Source organism: Microcoleus sp. B4-C1 (assembly GCF_036705285.1).
Classification (GTDB): Bacteria; Cyanobacteriota; Cyanobacteriia; order Cyanobacteriales; family Microcoleaceae; genus Microcoleus.
Map to the genome: position 1 here is coordinate 37,690 of NZ_JAUBUC010000037.1, position 21,532 is coordinate 59,221.

Here is a 21,532-nt window from a genome sequence, read left to right on the forward strand (position 1 = left end):
ATCGCACCAAATCAATCGCGAGAGCTTGCCAAATATCCGCGATTCTTTGTTCTAGGGAGTGAATCTAAAAGTTCAAATTTCCCATGTCAAATCCACTAACAGATTAAAACTTAGGCACATTTTCCCAAACTAACTACTAACTTTTAACTATTACTTATGCCGTTAATTCGCGTTCCCAAACCTTGGGAAATTCTCGAACCCCAAATTACCCCAGAAACAGCCTTTCTCAACCGCCGTCGGTTCATGACAAATTTAATTGGCGCCGGCGTGACAGCTTCGCTGCTGCCGCTGACTGGCTGCCAAAGCAATGCTAGCTCAAAAGCTGCTCTGGAGCAAAGCTCAACCCAAGCATATTCGGAATTGAGCCGGAATCCCGCCTTTGCAAAAGTCGATCGAGCGATTACCGACGAAGCCTTAGCGACAAAATACAACAATTTTTACGAATACGGCGGCACAAAATCAATTTGGCAAGCCGCTCAAGCTTTGCCAACAGAAAACTGGAAAGTAGAAGTAGGAGGTTTAGTAAAAAATCCCCGCACTTATGATATTGACGACCTCTACAAAAAATTTCCTATCGAAGAACGAGTTTATCGATTTCGCTGCGTAGAAGCCTGGGCGATGGTAGTTCCTTGGGTCGGATTTCCCATGAAATTACTGATGGCCGATGTCGAACCGCAATCGAAGGCTAAATTCGTTCGCTTTACCTCATTTTACGACCCCAAAATTACTCCCGGCCCCGGTTTGATGTCGCAATTTTATCCTTGGCCTTATACCGAAGGCCTGCGAATTGAAGAAATGGCGAACGATTTAGCATTTTTCGCCACAGGCTTGTATGGCCGAAGGCTACCAAAACAAAATGGTGCGCCGCTGCGGCAAGTGATTCCTTGGAAATACGGTTTTAAGGGCGCAAAGTCGATCGTCAAAATTGAATTTGTCGAACAACAGCCCGCCACTTTTTGGAATACAATCGGCCCCAACGAATACGCCTTTGAAGCAAATGTCGAGCCCGACAAGCCGCACCCCAGATGGTCGCAGGCCAGCGAACGCATAGTCGGCCCCGGTAACAGTTGGTCGTGGGAAACTCGCCCAACTTTGCCCTACAACGGTTACGGCGAATATGTGGCGAGTTTGTACAGTTAATTGACGGATTTTCCCTCGTTTCTAGGCTCTGCCTAGGAACGCAGATCCGGAGGCTCTGCCTCCCTATTTGTGCGAGGCAGAGCCTCGGATTCAGGCATTCCCAGGCAGATCCTGGGAACGAGAAAAGGGAAATATGAAATGTGCGATCGCAGTTTAGCATTTCCCTTTTTACCAGTTGCTGAAATTCCCGGTTTCATCGAACAAAGCAGAACAGTCGGACAGCGTGCTGCTGTGCGTTTGTTTCGGCAAAGAATTAGAGAAATTTTGCCAAATTAAAAATAACACTTACATCTCTCCTTACTCTTTCTCTGTGCCCTCTGCGCCCTCTGCGGTAAAAAAACTCTTTATTGTTCACAAAACTCTGCAACCCTCCGCCAAACTCGATCGCACAAATCGGGTATGCTAACATCGAACCATTCAATTTCAGGATAGGCTCGAAACCATGTCCGCTGACGCTTCGCAAATTGCCGCGTGTGCAAAATTGTTAATTCTTTAGCTTCTTCCAGCTTAATGTCGCCAGCCAAATATTGTTTCATTTCCTGATAGCCCAGCGTGTTCAAAAGTGGCAAGTCGCAGCCGTATTTTTTACACAAATATTCTACTTCAGCAATCCAACCGCGTTCTAGCATTTGTTCGGTGCGCTGTTTGATACGATCGACCAAAACTTCGATCGCGCAATCCAACCCAATTTGTAAAATAGGATAATTGGGAGGAGTTTCGCCCTGCTGTTCGGAAATAGGGCGACCGGTGACATAAAATACTTCCAGTGCTCTTAAAGTTCTTACTGGGTCATTGAGGTGAATTTTCTCAGCCGCAGAGCGATCGACCTGCTGCAACATCGCGTAACATTGAGATTGTCCGAGTTCTGCAAGTTGCGATCGCAATTCGGGCATCGGTGCTACCCTCGGAATTTTTAAACCGCGCACGATCGATTTAATATATAAGCCCGTCCCTCCAACCAACAACAGGGGAGGAGAAACAGGAAAATCGACAGCAGCAATTAAATTTTGAGCTTGTTGCTGGTAATCTGCTAGTGTCAGAGTTTCTGTGGGATCGCAGATGTCAATTAAGTGATGCGGTACACAAGTGCGATCGACCGCCGTCGGTTTTGCGGTTCCGATGTCAAATTCGCGGTACACTTGACGAGAGTCCGCACTCAGAATCGAAGATTGCAGTCGCCCCGCCAAAGCCAAAGCCACTCCCGACTTCCCCGTCGCCGTCGCCCCACAAATCGTAATTAATTTAGACATAAGCTGTCGCACATTTCCCTATAAAAACTCTCAAATCCTCTCCTATCCATGCTTTCCCCTCTCTCCCTTCACTGATTCACCGCGCTACGCCTGGGAGTCGCGAAGCAATCTCCAAACTATTCCCCTCCGTCCCCCCGATAAATTTCCCTTCAGAAAGCCCTAGCATAGCCTTTAACGGTTTTGTGCTATAATTTTAGGAGTTTTCCCATTTTAGAAGCTTTCGGGGCTTTAGGCCTCATTATTGGAGCTATTTTTGTATGACCAGCAGCTACAGCGCCGACCAGATTCAAGTTCTCGAAGGTCTCGAAGCAGTCCGTAAACGACCGGGGATGTACATCGGTACCACCGGCCCGCGAGGACTCCACCATCTAGTTTACGAGGTTGTGGACAATTCCATAGATGAGGCGCTGGCTGGCCACTGCACTCACATCGAGATTGACATCAACGCCGACGGTTCCGTTACCGTGACAGACGACGGCCGGGGTATTCCGACCGGCATCGTTGCCAAGACTGGCAAATCGGGAATAGAAACAGTAATGACTGTACTCCACGCCGGCGGTAAATTTGGCGGTGGTGGCTACAAGGTTTCTGGAGGATTGCACGGTGTAGGTATTTCTGTTGTTAACGCGCTGTCCGAGTGGGTAGAAGTGACAGTTTGGCGCGACCAAAAAGAACATTTACAGCGCTACGAGAGAGGCAATCCAGTTACGGAACTTACTGCCAAGCCCAACAAAGGCACTCGCACCGGCACTTCAGTTTCTTTCTTGCCAGATACTCAAATATTTAGCACTGGCATTGAATTTGATTACACTACACTCGCGGGGCGCTTGCGAGAATTGGGTTACTTGAATGCGGGCGTGAGAATTACGTTTAGCGACCACCGTTTGGAACTGCTCAAAAGTAGCGAACCTCGCATCGAAACTTACTGTTACGAGGGCGGAATCAAGGAATATATCGCCTACATGAACCGCGAAAAGCAGCCTCTGCACGAAGAAGTGATCTACGTGCAAGGAGAACGCAACAACGTGCAAATAGAAGTGGCCTTGCAGTGGTGCGTTGATGCTTTTAGCGACAACGTTCTAGGTTTTGCTAACAACATTCGGACGATCGACGGTGGCACGCACTTAGAAGGTTTGAAGGCTGTTTTGACGCGGACGATGAATTCGATCGCCCGCAAGCGCAACAAAATCAAAGAAAACGAGCCCAACCTCGCCGGCGAAAACGTGCGCGAAGGTTTGACAGCAGTGATTTCTGTCAAAGTCCCAGACCCTGAATTTGAAGGTCAAACTAAAACTAAGCTAGGAAATACAGAAGTTCGGGGAATTGTCGATTCCTTGGTAGGCGAAGTATTGACAGAATATTTAGAGTTTCGCCCCCAAGTAGCCGACGCTATTTTGGAAAAAGCAATTCAGGCATTTAAGGCCGCTGAAGCTGCCCGTCGTGCCCGCGATTTAGTGCGCCGAAAATCTGTCTTAGAATCGTCTCCTTTGCCGGGAAAATTAGCGGACTGTAGCTCCAGAGACCCCGCCCTGTCTGAGATATACCTGGTCGAGGGGGATTCAGCGGGGGGCTGTTTTTTTTCATCTCAGGAAATAAAATTAGCTGACGGCACCACAAAAACTATCAAACAGATAGTTGACGAACAAGCAGAAGGTAAAGAACACTTTTGCTACACCATTCGCGAGAGTGGAAACATCGGGTTTGAGCGAATAACTAATGCTCGGATGACTAAAGCAAATGCTGAAGTTGTCAAACTGACATTAGACAATGGGGAGACAATAACTTGCACTCCCGACCATCCATTCATGTTGCGGGATGGCACTTACAAAGCAGCCGCCATGCTGACACCGGAAGATTCATTAATGCCGTTCCACAGCAAGTTGTCGGAAAAAAACAAACAGGGTCAGGGACTTAACGGTTACGAAATGGTTTGGAATCCCAACAGTGATAAGTGGATTTACACCCATCTTTTAGCGGATTTCTACAACCTGAAACATGGCGTTTATCTCGCATCTGACGGCAATCACCGCCATCACGTTGACTTTAACAAACTCAACAACAATCCGACAAATATTCAGCGATTGCCTGCTGAGGATCACTTGGCTCTTCACCGCGCGAACCTTGAGAAAACCTTGCACAGGCCCGATGTCATTGAAAAGAGCCGTCAAGCTCACATGACCGATGAATTTCGGGCGATGATGAAAGAGCGGATGCGGCAGCCTGAAACGCGACAAATTCTTTCGGAACAGGCGAAAGCTCAGTGGGAAGATGAAGAGTATAAAGCTTACATGATGAGCAAGTGGCGGGAGTTTTACGATAGTGATGAAACTTATCGCCAGCAAAATAATGAACTGCTGAACCAAGCCCAGCAAGAGTATTGGAGTTCCGAAGAAAACCGTTTGGCTCAGTCGGAACGGGTGAGTAATCATTTTGCTAACAATCCTGAAGCACGGGAGACTCATTCTCAACTTGCTAAAGAACAGTGGCAAGATGAGAATTTGTTGGAGTGGCGGCGCGAAAAAACTAAGGAACAGTGGACGCCGGAGTTTCGCCAGAAACGTAAAGCGACTTTGAAGGAAACTTATTACCGCCAGACGCTGGAAGCTTTGAAGACAGTCCACCTGAAAGAAGGTTGGATGAATGTAGATGCTTACAATCTTTATCGCCGCATGAAGGGTGATAAGACTTTGTTGAAGTTTGAGACGTTTTGCGATCGCTACTTTAATGGTGATGAAGTATATGCTCGCCAAGCGGTTCGGAATTACAACCACCGCGTTGTCAAGATCGAAGCTGTAGAGGAACGCTACGATGTCTACGACATCGAAGTGCCCAACAGTCACAACTTTGCATTAGGGGCGGGAATTTTTGTCCACAACAGTGCCAAACAAGGGCGCGATCGCCAATTCCAAGCAATCCTGCCTTTGCGCGGTAAAATTCTCAACATTGAGAAAACCGACGACGCCAAAATCTACAAAAATAACGAAATTCAATCGTTAATTACAGCCCTGGGTTTGGGCATCAAAGGCGAAGAATTCGATCCGGGTCAATTGCGGTATCACCACATCGTAATTATGACTGACGCTGACGTAGATGGTGCTCACATCCGCACGCTGTTGCTGACTTTCTTCTACCGCTATCAGCGGGCACTTGTAGAACAAGGTTACATCTACATTGCTTGTCCTCCTCTCTATAAAGTGGAACGGGGACGCAATCATTACTACTGTTACAGCGATCGCGAAATGAACAATCTCGTCCGCAATGAATTTCCGGCGAATGCTAACTACACCATTCAGCGGTTCAAAGGTTTGGGTGAAATGATGCCGACACAGTTGTGGGATACAACGATGAACCCAGAAACTCGGACGCTGAAACGGGTTGAGATTGAAGACGCTGCTGAGGCCGATCGCATCTTTACGATCTTAATGGGCGATCGTGTCGCCCCCCGCCGCGAATTCATTGAAACCTACGGCCCCAAACTCAACCTCCTCGACTTGGACATCTAAATTAATCCTGAGTCCTGAGTCGTTAGCTAGCAGCTAATGACTCAGGACTCATGACTAAACTTTTGCGGCCCTGATGCCTTCTGCCCTTTCGGGCGATCGGGCATCAGGGCCCTTTGATGTTTCTAGGTTTTGTTATAAAAATTAATACAATCTCTCATCAAATCGATCTAAGGTAAACACTTAGGTAAATTTTAGATTTTTGGCGCATCCATCAGCTACCACAAAAATAGAAGGTTGGACAAATATAGCGTCAACGACCCAGGTCTAAAGAGATTGGGCTTCTAGCCTAAGACTTAAACCGCAGTTGACCAGACTCAGTACCTTGGTACTACGTTAACGGTAAGAGTTAAAGACCTACCAGGGAATGCGAAGCTAGTTCCTTGCTCTAGAAATTTAGGATTAAACAGACTTATTGGGTTAAATCAGTGTCCTAGATATAGTACCGGCCGTTAACTTTGTCGAAGCTAACATCACCCCGAAAGGGAGGCTCGAAAGAGCAAACATTATGCGATCGCGGGTTGCCAAATTTGAGAGGGTAATTTCGATGCACGCTCCCCTAGCTGAAGTGTCCCATCGAAATTACATTACATTCATTACACTCCCATCTAGCAATCCTCGTGTAATGCAAAGATTGACGGCGGTTTCGACCGCCGAGCCGTTTCCCTCTCAGGTCTAAAGACGCTGAGTTTCCCACTTACCGAATTTTTTTATGAGCATCAATTTAGCGACCAAATTGCGTGAGGGAACCAAAAAGTCCCACACAATGGCAGAAAACGTCGGTTTTGTCAAGTGTTTTTTAAAAGGCGTTGTAGAAAAAACTTCTTACCGGAAGTTAGTAGGAAACCTCTACTTTGTCTACTCGGCAATGGAAGAGGAAATGGAACGCCAAAAACAGCATCCGGTTGTTTCAAAAATTTACTTTTCTGAGTTGAATCGCAAACACAGCTTAGAGCAAGATTTATTTTACTACTACGGTGCGAATTGGCGCGAACAAGTAGCCCCCTCAGCCGCAGCTAAAGCTTATGTGCAGCGCATTCGAGAGATTTCGGCGACCGCACCAGAACTGTTAGTAGCTCACTCTTACACTCGCTACCTTGGCGATTTATCCGGCGGACAAATCCTGAAGGGAATTGCCCAGCGCGGGATGAATCTTTCCGACGGAGAAGGCACTGCTTTCTATGAATTCCAGGATATTCCTGATGAAAAAGAATTCAAGGCTAACTACCGTCAGGCAATGAATGAACTGCCGATTGACGAAGCAACAGCAGAGCGAATTGTTGACGAAGCTAATGCAGCTTTTGGCATGAACATGAAGATGTTCATGGAGTTAGAGGGCAATTTGATTAAAGCAGTCGGTCAGATGCTTTTCAATACCCTGACACGGAAGCGCGGTGGTGCCAGTACCGAATTGGCTACTGCTGATTGAGTTAAAGCTCACTGGGGATAATTTGAGCCTCGTTTAAGAGGAAAAACTTAAATCCTGGGGGTTTGATGGCTGCTTTTACAGTCACCAAATCTCCGGGATTTTGCATGGTGTTTGAATTGCGGGCGATCGACTTTTTAACTCATATCGTTTCCGGTTGTATCGGGATTATTTAACCGCAGAGGGCGCAGAGAACGCAGAGGGAGAGAATACAGAGAGGAATAATTCGGATGCTACCGGATTTGATATCACAACTAAACACTATCACCTTCCCATGCCGCGATCGGGAGGCTCCTCGTCGGGGACAGGCAAAGAAGTGGGCCTTACTTGTCGCTCCAAATACTTGCTCAAAGCGTAAGCGATATCTCCACGAGTCATCGGTTTCAAAGGATTAATTTTATTAGTTGCGACATCAACATTAACGAACCCTTCATAAAGTGCAGTAGCTATAGATTTTCTAGCCCAATTAGGAATTTCGCCTGCATCAGGATACTTAGCTAAAATCTCGGAAATGCTGGGATCTGGAAACTGAAAAACCCCATAAGCTTGAGCAAAAATCGCCAAAGCTTCAGCGCGAGTCACCCTTTGATTTGGGAAAAACATTCCGTCGCGATATCCACTCATCGTTCCCGTTTTCAAAGCAGTTTGAATCGCACTGTAAGCCCAGTAACTCTTCGGTACGTCCGGCACTTCCCTATCCGGTTTCTGAGCTGTTTTCCGGCGTTCCAAACCAAAAGTTTTCACTAAAATCACCGCCAAATCGGCGCGACTGACAAGGCCATCAGCATTAAAATTGCCACTGGCATCTTTATTCATCAATCCAGCACTCACAACCCGATCGATCGGGTCAATTATTTCTTGAGATTGAACCGCCATAGGCACTCCTTGCAGTAGGGCGATCGCCAAAAAAATACTCACTAACTTTTTCACGATTTTAATCCTTTCTGTCGCTAAAACCATCATGAAAACAGCAGTAATATTTTTTATGGTTCCATCGGTATTATTCTGTGGTTTCGGCGGTGCGCGAGATTTGGGGACTATATATTAAAATCAAAGATTTGCTTCCGGCAAAGCGCCCTGCATTTTACCCAGCCAATCAATCAAATTATCCAATTGCTTTTGGGCCGTCAAAACCGCCATACCTCGAATAGTAACCTTCCCCTTGCTGTAGACAAAACGAGAGCGCAAATGTTCCGGCAAATTAGCCTTGAGCAAATTCCAAGCAGGCTCTTCCATCGCAGTTTCCAACACTATGTTCTGCTTATTCTCCGGTTTGATCCGAGAAAAACCGATTTTTTTAGCAATTTGTTTGAGTTCGACCACACGGATAAGTTGCTGGGCTGGAAGAGGAATTGGCCCATAACGATCGCACCAATCAACCTGAATCTGCTGTAATTCTTCAGGGGTATTAGCAGAAGCCACAGACCGGTAAGCGCTCATCTTTTGATCCAAATCTGCGATGTAATCGGCAGGAATAAACGCCGTCAAAGTGAGGTCAATTTGCGCGTCCTCAACTTTCGGAATTTCCTGACCCTTAATTTCGCGAATCGCCTCCTCTAACATTTCAGCATACAAATCAAAACCGATCGCCTCCATTTGACCAGATTGTTCAGTACCCAAAACATCACCCGAACCGCGAATTTCCATATCTCGGACAGCCAACTGATAGCCCGAACCCAACTGGGCAAACTCTTGAATTGCCCGCAGCCGCTGCCTTGCAGCATCAGAAAGTTGGTTCTGCTTGGGATAAAACAGCCAAGCATGAGCTTGAATCCCCGCGCGTCCCACCCGTCCCCGCAACTGGTAAAGCTGACCCAAACCAAACTTCTGCGCGTCTTCAATTAAAATAGTATTGACTCGCGGAATATCCAAACCCGACTCAATAATCGTCGTGCACACCAAAATATCAAACTCCGCCGCACTGAAAGTCAGCATGATTGATTCTAATTCCGACGCCTCCATTTGACCGTGGGCGATCGCAATTCTGGCAGACGGAACCATCTCCTGCAACTGAACGGCCAACTCATCAATCCCCTCAATCCGCGGCACCACGTAAAAAACCTGACCGCCTCTATCCAATTCTTGACGAATTGCCGATCGCACCACTTCCGGGTTATAGGGAGCCAAATGCGTCTGAATCGGGCGTCTGGAAGGAGGCGGAGTCGAAATCAAACTCATCTCGCGAATCCCCGACAGCGACATATACAAAGTCCGGGGAATCGGCGTTGCTGTCAGAGTCAGAACATCTACCTCTGTTTTGAGAGATTTAATCGCTTCCTTTTGCTTAACTCCAAACCGCTGTTCTTCATCCACCACCAACAGGCCCAAATCCCGAAATTTAATCGCCTTGCTCAAAACAGCTTGAGTACCGACAATCACATCTAATTCCCCAGTCGCCAAACGCTTGTGAATCTCTCGGCGCTCGGTTTCAGTGCGAAAGCGATTGAGCAAACCAACTTCGATCGGATAAGGGGAAAAACGCTCCGAGAGCGTGTGATAGTGCTGTTGGGTCAAAATCGTCGTCGGCGCGAGCAAAGCCACCTGCTTGCCCGCCGTAACCGCCTTAAAAATCGCTCTCAGAGCCACTTCTGTCTTACCAAAACCGACATCGCCGCAGACCAAGCGATCCATCGGTCGATCGCCCTCCATATCGCGTTTCACATCCTGAGTTGCCTTCAACTGATCCGGGGTTGGTTGGTAAGGAAAAGAATCCTCTAATTCTTGTTGCCAAGGCATATCAGGAGGAAAAGCGTAACCTGTTTGTTTAGCTCTTTTAGCATAAAGATTCAGCAAATCCACTGCCAATTTTTTAACAGCTTTGCGAACCTTAGTTTTAGTTTTTTCCCAAGTTTGACCTGTCAGCTTGTTTAGATCCGGTACTTTATCGGCTACAGTCCGAAACCGCGACAAAGCGCCCAATTGATCTGCCGCCACCCTCAGAGTACCGTCAGCGTATTGAATCAATAAATATTCGCGAGTTTCCCGATCGATCGTCAAACGTTCCAACTTGATAAATTTACCCACTCCGTGCTGGCGGTGAACCACATAATCACCAGGGCTTAATTTATTCGGATCTACTTGCTTAGAAGCAGCACGGCGGCGCTTGCGGACGTAGCTAAAAGTAGCGAGAGAATGCTGACCGTAAAATTCCCGATCGGTAATTAACACAATCCGAAAAGTCGGCAGAATAAAACCTTCCAATTCTGCCAGCCCGCTGTACTTCAAAGCAACCGGAATGTGCTGCAATTGCAACTTGTCGATCGCCAAATAATCGCGCGGATTCACCACAAACTGAGCCGGACAGTCGTGCTCCGAAAGCAAAGAAACAGAACGACTCGGTTGAGCAGAAACCAGAAAAATGGTAAAACCCCGATCGCGCTCTTCCCTGAGCATTTGAGACAGCTTCGCAAATTGGTGAGGCATCACCGGCACAGGCCGAGAAGCCAAATTAATCGCAGACGGTAGCTGGTCGCCCTCCGCAGAGCTTTGAATTTTTTTAGCTGTAGAATCTTCTGCCAATTCTGAAAGTTCTAGCCTCTCGAAAGCTGCGACATCTGCCATAGATTCAGCAAAAGTGCGGTGAATTTTCGGAACTTTTAAATTAGCAATTGGCAAGTTTTCTGTTTCCTCACCAGCAACTGTCGATTCGCGATTGCAATTATTCCACTGTTCCTGTGCATTCTCAAACCAGCGGTCGCTGTGACCTTCGCACCCTTGTGGTTCGTCAATAACAACTAAAGTATTTTCAGTCAAATAATCCAACAAAGATGCAGGTTGCTCGAAGGCTAAACCCAACAGCCTGCGGACAAATTTTTCGCCTTCATTTTCTGTGTCAACCGAGCCTATGTGGTTGATTTCGTCAACCTTTTTTTCAGATAAAACTGCTTTAATAATTGTGTTAAAATTAGTAGGGGTTAAAACTAATCGATCGACCTTATCGAGCGATCGCTGGGAAGACGGGTCAAACTCCCGAATTTGCTCCAAATCATCCCCAAACCATTCCAGCCGCACTGGCAACTCCGCCGCTACCGGAAACACATCGACAATATCGCCCCGGCGACTCCACTGGCCCTCCATTTCTACCAGAGTCACTCGATCGTACCCCATCGACACAAGTTGGCGGTCAAGTATCTTCGAGTCTTGAACCGCACCTCGCTTCAGCGTCAGACAGTAGGGTTCAAAAGCAGCAGGCGGGGGCAAGTGACACTGGAGAGCTCTTTCGGTGGCTACAATCGCGATCGGCTTAGAATTAGGGTTTGTTTCTCGTTTCTCGACCAAATCCGCCAGCACCTGCATTTGTCCCCAAGTCATTTCGTTCTCGTCGGAGTAAGATAGCTCGTAGGGCGAAGCCTCGGAAGTTGGGTAAAAATGCACAGTCTGCCAGCCCATAGCCTCCAGCCCTGCCACCCAACGGCCGGCTTCTTCTAGAGTTGCTGTCACTACCAGTAAACTCCGCCCTTCTTGCTGTGCGAGGGCGGAAGCTACTAAACCTTTGGGCAAACGGGCTACGCCGGACAGTTGCACGTAGCGATGGCGCTTGAGCTTGTTGAGGAGTTCTGTTGCTAGGGGCGATCGCCCCAGGGTACGAATTATTGAAGAGAAAGTCATGCGCTTTTAATTTTAATCCCTGATCGGCGAAGGCTCTTTCCCTTTGCCTGTTAAGGAGATTGTACGACAAACATCCATGATTGTGCCGCTCTGCTGTTGACCGAAAGCATCCAGGATACCCGCCACGTGATTCATCTCGCGCAAGTCAAGGCTTCAATCTAAAATCTAAAATCTAAAATCTAAAATCGATTGACGCCTGGGAACTTAACTGGAGATAGATTTGTGCTTTAATATGTCGATCCGGCGATCTTGAGCGAGCCAGTTCCGTTAATATAGGGCCAGGTTGACAACAATTTCGATTTTGCGATCGAGATTCGCAGCTTCCAGACCTCTCCTGTGACTGCACCCAAAGACGGATACCCTGCCACGTACTCAAGTTGTGAAGATCGAAGAATTTTAGATATGAGGGAAATCCCCCAGATACTGGTGGCGTCGTCAATCTAAAATCTAAAATCTCAAATCTCAAATCAACTAACCGGGCAGAGCGCTTCGCCGTTACTACCGAAAATTTTAGAAATGTCCTCAAATATAGACCTTCTGATTGTTCTCCTGCTGGTTTTCCTCAATGGCTTGTTTGTGATGTCAGAGATGGCCATCATCTCTGTACGGAAGGTGAGACTGCAACAGATGGCCAACCAAGGTTCGATCAATGCCCGTGTAGCCTTGGATCTGGCGAATGCCCCCAATCAGTTCTTGCCGACAGTTCAAATCGGGATTACGATGCTAGCCATTCTGTCGGGCGCTTTTGGGGAAACGACGGTTGCTAAAAGGGTGGAGCCTTTGTTACGGTTGATTCCTGCCCTGGGCCCCTATTCTCAGACGATCGCCTCAGTAGTAGCAGTTTTAACCATCACTTATCTGACCTTAATTATCGGGGAACTCGTGCCGAAGCGGCTGGCACTCAACAACCCAGAGCCGATCGCCTCAAGCGTAGCAATTCCCATGCGAATGCTCTCAAAAATTGGCGCTCCTGCGGTTTATCTGTTAAGTTATTCCACTGACTTAGTGATGCGGATCATGGGGATTGTGCCTTCTACAGAACCGCAAGTTACAGAGGAAGAAATTAAAGTTTTAATAGAGCAAGGAACAGAAGCCGGAACCTTTGAAGAAGCCGAACAAGATATGGTGGAAAGAGTGTTTCGTTTGGGCGATCGGCGAGTCAGCGCCTTAATGACCCCGCGTCCCGATCTTACCTGGCTCGATCTCGACGACTCAGTGGAAGAAAACCGCCAAAAAATGCTCGGCAGTGGTCATTCTCGGTTTCCTGTGTGTCAAGGAGGACTCGACAACGTTGTCGGTTTAGTACACGTTACTGATATGCTGTCTCGGACTTTAACTGGTCAACCCCTAGATTTAAGCGCTTCTTTACGACGACCGTTATTTGTACCGGAAAGCACGCGGGGTTTAAAAGTATTAGAACTTTTCAAACAATCTAGCAATCAAATTGCCTTGGTAGTAGATGAATACGGGGTGATTCAAGGATTGGTTACAGTCAACGACATTTTAGTCGAACTCGTTGGCGACTTTCCCTCGATTGAAGATGCTGACGAACCTCAAACCGTGCAGCGCGAAGACGGTTCTTGGCTGTTAGACGGAATGCTAGCAGTCGAAGATTTTTTTGAGCTATTTGGAATCGAAGAATTGTCAGCCGAACACAAAGGAAGTTACCACACAATGGGCGGTTTTGTGATTACAAATTTGGGGAAAATTCCCACAGCAGCCGAGCATTTTGAGTGGAACGGTTTGCGCGTGGAAGTAGTCGATATGGACGGGAACCGAGTTGATAAAATCTTGGTAATGCCGATCGACTCAACGGGCGATCGCTCCTCCAGCCAGCCAAAAACCCAAAACTAAAAACCATGTAATTTTAATCCATCGACATAATACCCGTAGGGGCGGGTTCACCAACCATCATCGCCGGAAACAAACAATCTCAAAAACCCGCCCCCACCCAACGATAAATCATCTCAACTCAACGGGCGATCGCTCCCCCAGCCAGCCAAAAACCTAAAACTAAAAACCATGTAATTTTAATCCATCGACATAATACCCGTAGGGGCGGGTTCACCAACCATCATCGCCGGAAACAAACAATCTCAAAAACCCGCCCCCACCCAACGATAAATCATCACCTACATTTAGGAATTAAATATAAATATCAGGTTGATGTGAATTATTAGTGAGTGGGGCAGGTTTTTATATATTGTTGGTTATCGTTATATATTGTTGGTGAACCCGCTCCTACGACTTCGCAAATTGTACAATAACGAATCAACCAGACATAATATCACTTCTTCTTATTTCTTTCATCCTTCCGCAAAGATTCCAGAATAGAACGGCCCACATAATTGCTGAAAACCACCTCTCCAGCTTGATTGTAGTGGCAGCAGCTATCTACATAAACAGCCTCTTTTGTCTTGTCAAAAACATTGACAGCATTCACTAGAGTGATATTATTTTTTTCCAAATTAGGAAACTTCTTGAAAAGAGCCGGGTATCCAATTTGCACAGCTTTAGCATAAGGAGTATCCTTGTTAAAAGCAATCTGCTTTTCGGCTTCACCAAACACCCTTTTCGTCTGATAGTATTGATTAGGCTGAAGAACATGAAAATAAGGCACATTACTAGCAGACAGAACTTTATGCATAAAAATTGAACTTTTCACCCAATTTTGTGCCATTTGTTCAAAAGCTAATGAATCTTGTAAAACTGACTTATTAGTATTGATATAAATAACGCTACCACTGTCATCTTTTTTTTGTTTAGTCCGTTCTTTTTCAAACTTAATAACATCGGTTTTATAGTTATTAACTAGATTGTGAACGTAAACAGAAGTCAAAGCATCGCACGCAGCTAAAGAGCAGTTTTGTAAGCGTTCCAAACCCTGACTAATCCTAGCTTTATTTTCTTGGATTCTGATAGTTGCTTTCATCGCTTTGGTAGAAAGGCTATTATTCGCCAAGCTAGTCAGCGGCAAAATGTGCTGAATACTTGGCATCGCCAAATCGACTTGATTTTTATTGTTTAAGTTAGAAAGTGCTACTTCATTAAAACCATCTATATTGACGACCATATCCAGTTCTTGCCCTAAAGCCAAAAAATAGTTTAGAATTAATAATTGCTGGGGTTGTTTGTAGCCTCCGGTAGCAAAAGACAAAATTACAAATTCTTTATCTTTCAAACCCGGCAACTGCTTGAGGTATTGAGGTAAAATTTTGTTTTGAACTTCAAATATTCCATAATTAGAAGCCACAGAACCGCCAAAAACTCCGATAATAAATTGATTGGGTTTAGTCTTTTTGAAAGGGTAATCGTAAGGTGAGAGAAACCCATAGTTGTTATTTTTAAAACCGGGGCGAAAGTCAGGGCCTGGTTTCTGAATGAACCCAAAAAAAGGATGAAATCTTTCGACTATAGACTCATTGAGTCGCACTCCTTCTAAATTAATTCCCAAGGCAGATTTATCTTGCGTCTTTTCTCTCGTATAGAAAAATTGCTTGTGCTTGACAAAATACCATGCCAGGGAGCCAAGTTCCAGGAAAACCAGTAAAAGCACTAAATTAATCAAAGTTATCTTGAGGAATTCTTGCCCTTTTTTGAGAAATTTTAAATCTTTCATAAACCTCTATTTCGATTCTCTTACTACTTTAATAATAGAACTAGAAACATAGTTTGCCAATAGTTCGTCTCCGACTGAATTATAGTGGCAGCAGGCATCTTTGTAAACCGTTTCTTTGGTATTGTCTAAAATATTCACTGCACTAAAAATATTAACCCCAGCTTTTTGCAAATCATCGACTTTGGACAACAACACCGGATAACCTTTTTTCACTCCTTCAATGTAGGGACTCTCTTTGTTAATCGCGATTTCGTTTTCCTTGGCGGTAAACGCTCGCTGAGTGGGATAATACTGGTTGGGCTGGATAAAGTGAAAATACTTAATTTTTCTACTTGATAAAATTTGATTCATCCCGATCGACGATTGATACCACATCGATGCCATTTTGTCAAAAGCAGCGGCGTCCTGCAAAACAAAGTCAGCTTTGGGAATGTAGACTATACCGCTATTTGCCGTGTCGGAGTTGGATTGTTTTACTTGTGAATCGTACTTGACAACTGCTTGCTGGTAATTGTTGACTAATTGTTTCACCTGTAGCGAGGTGACAGCGTGACACAAAGCAAGTTGACAAGTTTGCAATTTGTCAATACCTGCTTTTAATTGTTTTTTGTTTTCGTTAATTTGCACGATCGAGCTCATCGCTTCCGGCGACAAGTTGTTGTTGGCTAAACCAGCCAGAGGCTGTATGTGCTGAACGCTGGGCATTCCTATTTCTACTTGGGCTTTGTTGTTTAAATTTGACAGCGCTACTTCGTTAAAACCATCAATATTGATGACTAAATCTAACTCTTGACCCAAAGCCAGAAAGTAATTTAAAACTAATAATTGTTGGGGCTGTTTGTAGCCTCCGTTGCCAAAATTTAAAACAATAATTTCCTTGTTTGCAAATTCTGGATAAGTCTTCAATTTCTTAGACAATCTGCGAGTTACGTATTCATCGACTGCAAAATTATTCGCAACTGAACCGCCAAAAACTCCGATTATAACTTGATTTTTATTGGTTTTAATAAACGGATATTCGTAAAGTGAAAAAAAGCCGTGTTTGTTGACTTTTAACTTTAATTTTTCATTGGTGAAAGCACCTTGTTTGAGTACATAGCCAAAAAGTGGGTGCAGTCTTTCTACGATTGATTCCTCAAGTCTAATGCCGATCCTTTCAATATCTTCTACTACTTTTTCTTTGGCTTTAGTTCGGGTATAAAAAAACTGTTTTTGGTTGATAAAATAAAAAGCTAGCGACAAACCTTCCAGACAAATAAAGGCGATCGCCAAATTAACCGCGATTATAATTAATATGTTTTTGCCTTTTTTGATCGCCGTTGAATCTTTCATGAAATTTGACTGATTACGGTTGTTTGTTGGGGACTTGAGACTGCTTCAAATTTTCGCACAAATTGCGGTTAATCAGGATACTAGCCAGCCGGTGTCCGAGTTCATTCCAGTGACCCCCACAGGGTACAGAATTATCAAAACCGTGGGCGCAGACTTGATATTTTTCAGTATAACCTTGAAACTGTTCGGATAAATTCAGTACCCGAAAACCCTCGCGCGCGCCCAATTTTTCCAGCCGCCTATCGGGATAAAACAAATCCTGAATGTTGTTCTTTCTCATAAAATTTTTTCGCCTCTCGGCCTCCGGTCGAACTTGCATCGGATCGCCGATTGTCACAAGCAAGAAATCAGCATTTTTCTGCACAACTTCATTCCGCATCGTCACAATCAAACCCTCTGTCACCCTCCAAGCCTCTTCCCAAGCTGCATCTTGAGGTTCCTTGAGGTTGAGGGTACTTAAAGTGGTAAAGTGCCCCGATAACTCCCGCTTTTTCCGATCTAAGTCTATTTTTTTAATGACCTGCAAAATGCGCGAATTGTTGACGATCAAACTGGGCATTCGGTCTACGAAGGAAACTGCTCTTTCGTTGCGATCGATCGGCGCCAGATTGCGAAAAGACATATCCGGTACTAGCTTGCCACTAGCATCGTAAGCAAAAAATGGTCGGTAGCGATCGTATTCTAATTGTGGCGAATTGTTAATTATATCATTCCCAATAAAAAAGGCAAGAATTACAATATCAGGACTGTAATCCCACACTTTTTCTCGCAGCATTATCAATTCTTGAGCAGTACCGTAGCCCTGCACCCCGAAATTCATTACCTCAACATTTTTGCGTCCCTTAACAGCTTCGCAGTTGCCTAACTTTCGTTCCAATTTTGACCAGAAAGTTTGTTCGACAGGTACGTGAATTGCTTCGGTGAAAGAATCGCCCAAAACCGCAACGCGCAAAGTATTTGGAGGTTTTACTTTTGTATGTTCACGATCGCGCAAACCCTCGCTATTCACCTGCACAAAACTCGCACCTTCCCCATTCCACTCCCCCGACGCACCAGGTTTCAGCTTCCAGCCCAAATTCGGATCGGAAGTGTGAAAACGAGTTGGCGCCGAGTCTACGAAATCTCCTATTTTGGGATAGCCTTCAATCCTGGCTACCCGCAATCCAATTTCACCAATTACCACCCCCATCAATAAACCGCCGAGTGTCAAACCCAAATTGACACCCAAATTTTTCAACTTGCTCATTATTTCAAAACAGCGTGTAAATAAATGGAGCAATCACAGAACCCTGACTCAATACAATCAAAGCTCCCAAAAAAACTAAAGTCACAATGAGCGGCAACAGCCAATACTTTTGACGTTCTTTCATAAACGCCCACAAATCTTTGAGAAAATCTAAAGTTGCTTCAAACACTTAAAAAGGACGCTCCATACTAACTTTTGTTCTTGCTTTACTGGGGACGCGGTAAGTATCCATTTTCGGATTTAGTTTGCGCCGCATGGCATCTTCGCCGAAAATGTTTTTGATCACTCCCATCGGCCAAACTATCAGGTAAAAAACTATCCCTAGGACGATCGGCGTTTCGATTTTGTTAAGAATAATTCCAAAGCGCATCCACGCGTGATAAACGGGATTAAGCGATTTCGGCGCCACCAATGCTAGCAGCACCATCACTCCGCAGATTGCCCAAGGCCACCAAGGTAGAGAATGCCGCCGCAGTAAAGGTACTGCTAAACCGAACAGCACTGCAATCAAACCGCCAATTAGCAGCCCGAAATCGCGCAAGCCTTTTTTGTCGAGTTTTTTAATTTCGTCGCTCATTAGAAATGGGGAATGGGGAATGGGGAATAGGGAATGGGGAATGGGGAATGGGGAATGGGGAATGGGGAATGGGGAATTAGTTATTCGTTCCAACTAATAACTAATGACTAATGACTAATGACTAATGACTAATGACTAATGACTAATCTAGTTCAAATTCATTTTTCCAAGCATCATCTTGTTTCCAAGGAATTTGTTCTGACTTGGGAAGCAAGTAATTTTCCAAAACCAGATAGTCCATTTCGGTTCGCATGAAACAGCGGTAAGCATCCTCTGGAGTGCAAACAATGGGTTCGCCTCGGACGTTGAAAGAAGTATTTACCACAATAGAACAGCCCGATCGCTTTTCAAAATGGCTGATTAAGTCATAGTAGCGAGGATTGGTTTCTTTGTGCACAGTTTGAATGCGAGCCGAGTAATCGACGTGGGTGACAGCCGGAATTTCCGATCGCGGAATGTTGAGCTTTTCAATGCCAAACAACTGCTCTTGTTCGGGAGTCATCGGAATGCGGAGACTGGATTTGACAGGTGCTACCAATAGCATATAAGGGCTAGAATGGTCAATCTCGAAATAATCCGCAACTCGCTCGGCTAAGATTGACGGAGCAAAAGGTCGAAAAGATTCCCGATATTTAATTTTCAGGTTCATCACGGACTGCATTTTAGCACTGCGGGGATCGCCCACGATCGATCGACCACCCAGAGCCCGCGGCCCAAATTCCATCCGCCCTTGGAACCATCCCACCACATTTCCCTGTTCCAAAATTTCCGCCAACTGCGGCATTAATTCGGCATCGTCCAATCGGTGATAACTGGCTTTGACAGCATCCAAATATTCGATAATTTCTGCGTCAGTAAACCTCGGGCCCAAATATGAGCCGCGCATTTGATCGTGACAAGTTAAATGAGCAACAGACTTCGCTACAGTTGCCACCGCTTGGTTTGCAGTGAGAACTTCAGTCCTCTCCTCAACCGCTGAGTTTGTAGTGATAAGTTCAGTTTTGAGGGATTCTATACTATTTGCTGTCGAGTTGGCGCTCACTGTGCGAGTTTGTTCGCAATACTGATACCAAATCGCCAAAGCCGCGCCCAAAGCACCGCCCGCATCTCCCGCCGCCGGCTGAATCCAAATATCTTTGAAAATACCTTCCCGCAAGAGTCTGCCGTTAGCAACACAGTTGAGAGCAACGCCGCCGGCCATACAAAGATAATCAACATCCAATTCTTTTTTAACTGTTCTGCAAAGTCGCAAAACAACTTCTTCGGTAACAACTTGAATGGAAGCTGCAATGTCCATTTCCCGCTGTGTCAATTTTCCTTCAGCTTGACGCGGCGGCCCTTCAAACAGTTCGTCAAACTTCTTGTTTGTCATGGTTAAGCCAACTGTATAGTTGAAATAATCCATGTTCAAACGAAAAGTTCCGTCATCTTTGAGGTCGATTAAATAGTTGAGAATCTTGTCTACATACTTGGGTTCGCCATAAGGAGCTAAACCCATGAGTTTGTATTCGCCAGAGTTGACTTTGAAGCCGGTGTAATAGGTGAAAGCTGAATAAAGCAAACCCAAGGAGTGGGGAAAATCGATTTCCCACTGAGGTGTAAGTTGGTTCCCGTCTCCCAACCAAACTGAGGTTGTTGCCCACTCGCCCACGCCGTCGAGGCACAAAACGGCTGCTTTTTGAAACGGGCTGGGGAAAAATGCGGATGCTGCGTGGGATTGGTGGTGTTCGGTAAATAGCAGAGATGGCAGTTTATTCGTTTTGCAGTTTGCTATTGCTGCCAAATCTCTTTTGAGCATGGTTTTGAGGTAAAGCTTTTCTTTGAGCCATATCGGCATGGCTGCTAGGAAAGAGCGAAAACCTTGGGGTGCGTAGGCTAAATAGGTTTCGAGAAGGCGCTCGAATTTGACTAAAGGTTTGTCGTAAAAGACTATTCGATCGAGCTCCCGCAAATCTATGTTCGCTTCTTTCAAGCAATAAACGATCGCATTCTTAGGGAATCTGGCGTCATGCTTTTTGCGGGAAAATCTTTCTTCCTGCGCTGCTGCTATAATTTCTCCGTCGCGAATTAAGGCTGCGGCGCTGTCGTGATAGTACGCCGAGATTCCAAGTATGTTCATCGCTCTCCTCACAAATCGCAATGCGTTTGCTTTTGACTATTTAGAATAGCTAACGATTATAGCTGCTTCAGTGCTGATTGGGAATTTAATTTTGCGATCGCCTCTAATTTTACCTGGATCGATGTCGGTGGGAAGCCCTCGGACGATCGGCTTTTTGAGAGCATTTAAGCTAGCGTCGGCTAATCCTGCGCCCCCAAGCTCTGAAGTAAGTTACTAGCGGGAATTGATAAAATTCACCTACCAACCACAGCACAATGCCTAAATGCGACAAAAAAGCTAAGCCTGTCCAAGCTAGGGGCAGCCACGACAACCTGCTGCCGGGAACCGGGGGAAAATAGTAAGCTGAAAGTCCCAGCAAGGTAGTGGGAAGGAAAATTAGACCAATAGCCGCTGCCCAGTAGGGCCATCCGAATTCTACGCCTTCGAGGTGGGCTCCTATCCACTGTTTGCCGTTCCAGTGCCAAGTTACGGGCGGTTGGCGATCGGCCATTTGGAGCGATTGTCTTTCAACGCTTGCGGTATAAATGTGCTGGCAGAAGTTGCAAGCTAGGGCGTCCATCATCAGCATGGTAGAAATTTGACCGGTGCGGCACACGGGACAGGGATATGTATCTTGAGGGTTGAAAGGTCGGGTTGATTTTTTAAAAGTCTGCATGGATCAGGCTGTTTGTCAAGATATTGAGCGATCTTAACAGAGTTTTGTCTGTAGATTATG

At 45.7% G+C, this 21,532-nt stretch carries 15 protein-coding genes; 5 read left to right on the forward strand and 10 right to left on the reverse strand.

Translation table 11 applies throughout. The features are described from left to right. Nucleotides 1-156 precede the first annotated feature (156 nt). Nucleotides 157-1,140: a protein-methionine-sulfoxide reductase catalytic subunit MsrP gene (gene msrP / locus QUB26_RS16455; RefSeq protein ID WP_333243351.1), complete on the forward strand. Its 984-nt coding sequence runs from the start codon at nucleotides 157-159 to the stop codon at nucleotides 1,138-1,140. A 138-nt stretch (nucleotides 1,141-1,278) separates the two neighbouring features. Then, nucleotides 1,279-1,416 carry a hypothetical protein gene (locus tag QUB26_RS16460; RefSeq protein ID WP_333053602.1) on the forward strand — a complete coding sequence of 46 codons (138 nt, stop codon included), beginning with the start codon at nucleotides 1,279-1,281 and terminating at the stop codon, nucleotides 1,414-1,416. 68 nt (nucleotides 1,417-1,484) lie between these two features. On the opposite strand, the gene miaA is transcribed toward QUB26_RS16460, so the two are convergent. Beyond that, complete coding sequence (gene miaA / locus QUB26_RS16465; protein ID WP_333243345.1) at nucleotides 1,485-2,390, reverse strand: tRNA (adenosine(37)-N6)-dimethylallyltransferase MiaA; 906 nt, start codon at nucleotides 2,388-2,390, stop codon at nucleotides 1,485-1,487. 257 nt (nucleotides 2,391-2,647) lie between these two features. Here miaA and gyrB point away from each other — a divergent pair, with 257 nt between their 5' ends. Both gyrB and QUB26_RS16475 read left to right on the forward strand, forming a co-directional pair. Then, entirely contained in the window at nucleotides 2,648-5,893 is a 3,246-nt protein-coding gene (gene gyrB / locus QUB26_RS16470; protein ID WP_333318867.1) for a DNA topoisomerase (ATP-hydrolyzing) subunit B, read from the forward strand. Nucleotides 5,894-6,602: 709 nt separating this feature from the next. Further along, nucleotides 6,603-7,319, forward strand: a complete 717-nt coding sequence (locus QUB26_RS16475) for a heme oxygenase (biliverdin-producing) (protein WP_333154412.1) — start codon at nucleotides 6,603-6,605, stop codon at nucleotides 7,317-7,319. A 261-nt stretch (nucleotides 7,320-7,580) separates the two neighbouring features. Here the strand turns inward: QUB26_RS16475 and QUB26_RS16480 are convergent, their stop codons facing one another. Both QUB26_RS16480 and mfd read right to left on the reverse strand, forming a co-directional pair. Then, a complete protein-coding gene (locus QUB26_RS16480; protein ID WP_333318869.1) occupies nucleotides 7,581-8,246 on the reverse strand; it encodes an S-layer homology domain-containing protein in 666 nt (221 codons plus the stop codon). A 120-nt stretch (nucleotides 8,247-8,366) separates the two neighbouring features. Continuing rightward, entirely contained in the window at nucleotides 8,367-11,924 is a 3,558-nt protein-coding gene (gene mfd / locus QUB26_RS16485; protein WP_333318871.1) for a transcription-repair coupling factor, read from the reverse strand. A gap of 516 nt (nucleotides 11,925-12,440) precedes the next feature. Between mfd and QUB26_RS16490 the strand changes: the two genes are divergently transcribed. Continuing rightward, complete coding sequence (locus tag QUB26_RS16490) at nucleotides 12,441-13,778, forward strand: hemolysin family protein (protein ID WP_333243333.1); 1,338 nt, start codon at nucleotides 12,441-12,443, stop codon at nucleotides 13,776-13,778. Nucleotides 13,779-14,211: 433 nt separating this feature from the next. On the opposite strand, the gene QUB26_RS16495 is transcribed toward QUB26_RS16490, so the two are convergent. The 7 genes from QUB26_RS16495 to QUB26_RS16525 form a co-directional block, all read right to left on the reverse strand. Next, nucleotides 14,212-15,543, reverse strand: a complete 1,332-nt coding sequence (locus QUB26_RS16495; protein WP_333241675.1) for a hypothetical protein — start codon at nucleotides 15,541-15,543, stop codon at nucleotides 14,212-14,214. Nucleotides 15,544-15,549: 6 nt separating this feature from the next. Beyond that, nucleotides 15,550-16,875: a hypothetical protein gene (locus QUB26_RS16500; protein ID WP_333318874.1), complete on the reverse strand. Its 1,326-nt coding sequence runs from the start codon at nucleotides 16,873-16,875 to the stop codon at nucleotides 15,550-15,552. A 13-nt stretch (nucleotides 16,876-16,888) separates the two neighbouring features. Next, complete coding sequence (locus QUB26_RS16505) at nucleotides 16,889-18,121, reverse strand: SGNH/GDSL hydrolase family protein (protein WP_333318876.1); 1,233 nt, start codon at nucleotides 18,119-18,121, stop codon at nucleotides 16,889-16,891. 4 nt (nucleotides 18,122-18,125) lie between these two features. Continuing rightward, complete coding sequence (locus QUB26_RS16510; RefSeq protein ID WP_190657062.1) at nucleotides 18,126-18,290, reverse strand: DUF5989 family protein; 165 nt, start codon at nucleotides 18,288-18,290, stop codon at nucleotides 18,126-18,128. Beyond that, nucleotides 18,291-18,698, reverse strand: coding sequence for an SxtJ family membrane protein (locus QUB26_RS16515; protein WP_333154419.1), 408 nt, complete (start codon nucleotides 18,696-18,698; stop codon nucleotides 18,291-18,293). 142 nt (nucleotides 18,699-18,840) lie between these two features. Beyond that, nucleotides 18,841-20,817 carry a carbamoyltransferase gene (locus QUB26_RS16520; RefSeq protein ID WP_333241668.1) on the reverse strand — a complete coding sequence of 659 codons (1,977 nt, stop codon included), beginning with the start codon at nucleotides 20,815-20,817 and terminating at the stop codon, nucleotides 18,841-18,843. Nucleotides 20,818-20,986: 169 nt separating this feature from the next. Continuing rightward, nucleotides 20,987-21,472 (reverse strand): hypothetical protein, encoded by a 486-nt coding sequence (locus QUB26_RS16525; RefSeq protein WP_333241666.1) that lies wholly within the window; start codon nucleotides 21,470-21,472, stop codon nucleotides 20,987-20,989. Nucleotides 21,473-21,532: the final 60 nt, after the last annotated feature.

Bases quoted from the DNA above. Each gene is read 5' to 3' on its own strand.
- msrP (WP_333243351.1), top strand. From the start codon at position 157: ATGCCGTTAATTCGCGTTCCCAAACCTTGGGAAATTCTCGAACCCCAA.
- QUB26_RS16460 (WP_333053602.1), top strand. From the start codon at position 1,279: ATGTGCGATCGCAGTTTAGCATTTCCCTTTTTACCAGTTGCTGAAATT.
- miaA (WP_333243345.1), bottom strand. From the start codon at position 2,390: ATGTCTAAATTAATTACGATTTGTGGGGCGACGGCGACGGGGAAGTCG.
- gyrB (WP_333318867.1), top strand. From the start codon at position 2,648: ATGACCAGCAGCTACAGCGCCGACCAGATTCAAGTTCTCGAAGGTCTC.
- QUB26_RS16475 (WP_333154412.1), top strand. From the start codon at position 6,603: ATGAGCATCAATTTAGCGACCAAATTGCGTGAGGGAACCAAAAAGTCC.
- mfd (WP_333318871.1), bottom strand. From the start codon at position 11,924: ATGACTTTCTCTTCAATAATTCGTACCCTGGGGCGATCGCCCCTAGCA.
- QUB26_RS16490 (WP_333243333.1), top strand. From the start codon at position 12,441: ATGTCCTCAAATATAGACCTTCTGATTGTTCTCCTGCTGGTTTTCCTC.
- QUB26_RS16495 (WP_333241675.1), bottom strand. From the start codon at position 15,543: ATGAAAGATTTAAAATTTCTCAAAAAAGGGCAAGAATTCCTCAAGATA.
- QUB26_RS16500 (WP_333318874.1), bottom strand. From the start codon at position 16,875: ATGAAAGATTCAACGGCGATCAAAAAAGGCAAAAACATATTAATTATA.
- QUB26_RS16505 (WP_333318876.1), bottom strand. From the start codon at position 18,121: ATGAGCAAGTTGAAAAATTTGGGTGTCAATTTGGGTTTGACACTCGGC.
- QUB26_RS16515 (WP_333154419.1), bottom strand. From the start codon at position 18,698: ATGAGCGACGAAATTAAAAAACTCGACAAAAAAGGCTTGCGCGATTTC.
- QUB26_RS16520 (WP_333241668.1), bottom strand. From the start codon at position 20,817: ATGAACATACTTGGAATCTCGGCGTACTATCACGACAGCGCCGCAGCC.
- QUB26_RS16525 (WP_333241666.1), bottom strand. From the start codon at position 21,472: ATGCAGACTTTTAAAAAATCAACCCGACCTTTCAACCCTCAAGATACA.